The sequence below is a fragment of the Terriglobales bacterium genome (genome assembly GCA_035567895.1).
Taxonomy (GTDB): Bacteria; Acidobacteriota; Terriglobia; order Terriglobales; family Acidobacteriaceae; genus Gp1-AA112.
The window spans coordinates 1-4,132 of the sequence record DATMPC010000048.1 but is presented as its reverse complement, the minus strand read 5'-3'; the positions used below and the strand labels follow the sequence as shown (position 1 = coordinate 4,132).

At 54.8% G+C, this 4,132-nt stretch carries 3 protein-coding genes; all 3 read right to left on the bottom strand.

Annotated elements, in window-relative coordinates; translation table 11 throughout:
• The coding region (locus VNX88_10035) for an alpha-hydroxy acid oxidase (protein ID HWY68995.1) at positions 1-723 on the bottom strand (723 nt) is incomplete at its 3' end.
• 97 nt (positions 724-820) lie between these two features.
• Entirely contained in the window at positions 821-1,261 is a 441-nt protein-coding gene (locus VNX88_10030) for a cupin domain-containing protein (protein ID HWY68994.1), read from the bottom strand.
• A gap of 578 nt (positions 1,262-1,839) precedes the next feature.
• Positions 1,840-3,207, bottom strand: a complete 1,368-nt coding sequence (locus VNX88_10025; GenBank protein HWY68993.1) for a HipA domain-containing protein — start codon at positions 3,205-3,207, stop codon at positions 1,840-1,842.
• Positions 3,208-4,132: the final 925 nt, after the last annotated feature.

Here is a 4,132-nt window from a genome sequence, read left to right as displayed (position 1 = left end):
GCGCTTCATCGCAGTGTGCGCATCACGAACCCTCAGTACACCTGTTTCCGCGCTGACGATATTGGGCATGTCGGGAAGGCCGCCGTCGAGGAGAAAGCGCGTCAGCCAACGTGGACGAGCCAGAACTTGCGGGGCGAACGGAATCTTCGACCAGATATTGCCGCGCAGAAGCTGCTCCATTCCGTCACGCAATTCGCGCTCTCGGTGTCCGATGACGGTCGAATCGATCGTTATCACCAGGACCGTGTATCCCACATCCATAGCTCGCCCCATTGCATTCTCTGCAGCGGCACGGCCGCCCGTGAGATAGAGCTGATACCAAACTTGTCCGCTCGAGGCCGACTTCACATTTTCGAGTCGGTGGCCGGAAACTGTGGACAAAATGAAGCCGACGCCTGCACGCCCGGCGGCCCGAGCGGCAGCGATTTCGCCGTCGGGGTGCATTACGCGCAGATAACCTACCGGTGCCAGGAGTAGCGGCATCGACAACTCCGTACCCAGCACGCGGGTTCGGAGGTCACACGCCGGCACAGCTACGGCTTGCTGTGGTCGGAACGTAATCGCGTCGAAGGCTCGGCGGTTTTCGCGAAGTGTCCACTCGCCGTCGGCGCCACCATCGATGTAGTTGAAAACAATTCTCGGGAGTCGGCGTCGAGCCAGTTCGCGCAAATCCTCGATATTCACAGCTCGCGAAAGGTGCCCGGCCGATGAAATTGGGGTCATTAGGAATACTCCCACGCCATTGAATCAGCGAGACAGCCAGCCGGTTGCATCTCGTCACGGCATCCTAATTGCCGCAGAACAATGTAGCAGATCATGATTAGGTGTCCGCCCCGGGACCGATAGCCACAACAAAGTAGGTGGCGGGGCCTGTACCGACATTCCTGATGCCATGCTCCTCATTGGAATGTACGAACCCCAGCCCTCCTGGGCCCAGACGATGGCTGGCGCCATTGATTGTAAGTTCGACGGTACCTTCACGGATGAGCCACATCTCGGAGTGGAGATGACGATGCGGCGGATGCGGATATCCATTCGGGGGCAGAGTTGTGGCATGTACTTCGATAAGTTCGCCCGTTGCCAGTTTTCCTTTCAGGATCTTTCGCATCTGCGCGTGATCGAAGTCTTGTACAGGCATGCTTTCAAATGGAAAGGCTGCCGAGGGCAGCGAATCGTCCTGGCCAGCAAACGCGGGAATTGCGTTTCCTGCCGCCATCAGCGCCGGAATGAGCCTACAGACCTCTCGCCTGGTCAATGACATACTCACCTCATCGGAAAAGTTCGCGGGAGCGCTTAGATCGTTTAGCCTGTCGTGTCAAATGAGCCTGATCAACAATGCTATTAGGAGGCCCAACGCCGGCAGGTTTCTTTTCCGTAAAATCTCCAACGTAGTATAGAGGTTCTTGTAAGGTTATTTCCGAGAAGCAACAAACTTCCGATGTACGCCACCGTCTCGGCACCATTTACCAGGCCGTTATTCATCGCAAACGATATCCACAGCAGGCTGAATTCTGACAATAATCAGCATGCACTAGTTATGCACCGCAAACCAGCGCACGTAGCCGGGAGCGATTCAGGATCAGGAGTTGATGCTTGGAGCAGAAGCAAACGCAAGTGATCTCCTTCGCCGTAGGCCAGACATTGTCGCCGCAGAAAGAAGACTTGCCGCGTCAAACGCGCGAACTGGTACTTGATGTGTTCTTACGATTCATCGACCGGAACGGCGAGAACAAGAAGAGGAACGACGACCATAGCAAGACGAAGAACGGCGGGAGCAACAAGAGCGAGAGCAGGAACAGCAACAGGAGGGCAGCAAGAGCAGGAGATTACTACTGTTACTTACTGGGAATGCAACCTGCTGGGCTGTTCACTTCGCTTTCGATTTGCTGCGGTTCGCCACTGGCCGATGACCTTTCGCGGGTTCCTGAGTTTCGGCGGGTCAGAGATTCCCTCGAATGCCGGACTGGATTTCCACGGGCTCAAACCATACATGCGAGGTTCGCGCAGAACGTTCACTCCGTCATTCCATGTGGCCAGCATGCGCGTTCCAACGTCCTTGAAACCCGCCAACCCTTTCATCAGTTCGAGCACGGCAGGGGCGACATCTACAACCGCATCACTGATATGTTCCACGATTTCCTTTTGCTCCCGTTGAGGGATGCCGAAGTTGGAAGTGATAAATGTCCCCAGAGTTTTGCCCGGTAACCACGTCTTTCTTCCCAGGAAGCTGATTCCGGGCGGATTGTTCTGGTAACCCGCGTACACGGAAGTCGTGAAAAAGTCGTACACGGGCGCGAGCCGTGCGTCCGTTCGCGACGTGTACAGCAATGCCAGATTCTTCGAATGGCAGTCAGCGTTTCTCAGTGCGTACGTCAACAGGAGAATTGCGGTCAGCTTCTTAAACGTCTCGTACTGGTCTGCGCCTTGCACAAAGTTGCGAACCGCCTTCGCGATTCTCTCCCATGTTGTTTCGTACTTCGCAGAGGGCCGGAGCCCGAGGAGCGCACAAAAATCTTCCAACGCCCTAAAGGGCTTTCCGTTCTCGTCGACATCGAAGCGATGCACCACTAGAACATTTCCATCCTCTGACAGCTCCGTTTTCGCAGATTCGAGGACTTTCGAAGCCACCTGCATACATAAGTGCTCGTTGGCGGTCGCGAACGGAAGCCTGCTTGATGCGCCTTTGATGATGTGCTGGTGGGTCAGCAAGGTCGCTTTCTTGTGCGGCCCCAGCCCGACCTGCTTCTTCTGTTCCGTGTCTAAAAACTTAGGCAGGACGCCGGAGACGCCACTTCTCGCATGTTCTCTAACGAGCCGCGAAAACGCCTCCTCCGAGTTGTCCCCCTTGAGGAGCTCGGCAACTTCAATCGGTTTTGCCGGTTCGTCTAGCGATGCCTCAGGTGGAGCGACCTGAAGCCTTCCGACCATATTTCGCCCGATAACGGAGAGGAGCGCGGTTGGACTCGCGCCAACGACCGGCCCGAACTCCTCCTGCAAGACTTGCAGCAGATAGCCCTCCGGAAGGTTCATCTGGAAAATGGGGTGAAGCTGGTCGTCCCACGGGTACGATTCGGTGCGGACGGGCATGGTCAAAGAGACGAGGTTCTCCGGCGCGACCTCTGGAACGTAGGTCAATACGCTCTTGAAATCGCCGACTTGTTCAAGGACGGCAACATGACAACCAAGGACATGAACATTTAGCTTCAAGCACCACCCCGCTCACGCCGCAGTTCATCGAGGGTCCCTGATGTCCCAACCTCGGTGAAACTCATTTCAAGTCCGAGTACTGCTAGCACGGCTAGGAGCTTGCGGGAACCGAACTCCGGTACTTGTCCTCGTTCAAAGCGCACAAGGGATTCCCTGGTGATTCCAGAGCGTAGGGAGACATCGCTCTGTTTCAGTCCAAGAGCCTTTCGTCTTGTTGAGACCGCTTCGCCCAGTCCTGCCAGTGTCTGCATAAAAGTGAGTTATATATCACTTTTTTGTAACTTTCAATAGTTTTGTGATGTATACATCACTTTTACAGAGCTGCCTCCTGTGTATCGTGGGCTCGCACTGGCAGACGTTGGCCAGCACACTATCTAGCACATTCAATGGCACCTAAGTGAAAATCCTCAGTAATGACGCGGGTTTTAGATGGCGGAAGCGAGTGGGAGTCGAATCCACCTTTAAACGTAGTTTCAATAACATGTCGGTCAGCGGTTGACACCTAAGACCATGCGAAAACCGTGTTAGTCACGCAAACAGAGCGCAAATAGAGCGCAGATCGTTCACAAAATGCGGCTCGTGAAGAATGACGGGGGTTAGTCCCTTTCGTTGAGCCACTGCCTTGTGGCAGAGGAATTTGTTTTGAGCGCACCGAAGCGGTCAAGTGCACGCTGTTTTGCGCGGCTGACTGCCACAACTTCCTGTCTGAGCATGACTTGATGTCTTGGTTTGAGCGCGCTCACTCAGGGCGGCTGTGGTGCTCATAGTGACCGTGGTGGTGTTCGATCACCGGAAGACTTCACTTTATTTCAACCAGTGACTCGCTGGGTTGGAAAGAAATTCTTCCAGTGCGATGCCCTGTCCACCAACCAGCAATTGGCGTTTAGGCTTGAAGCTGCGAGCGAAAATCTCCATACCCGGTAGA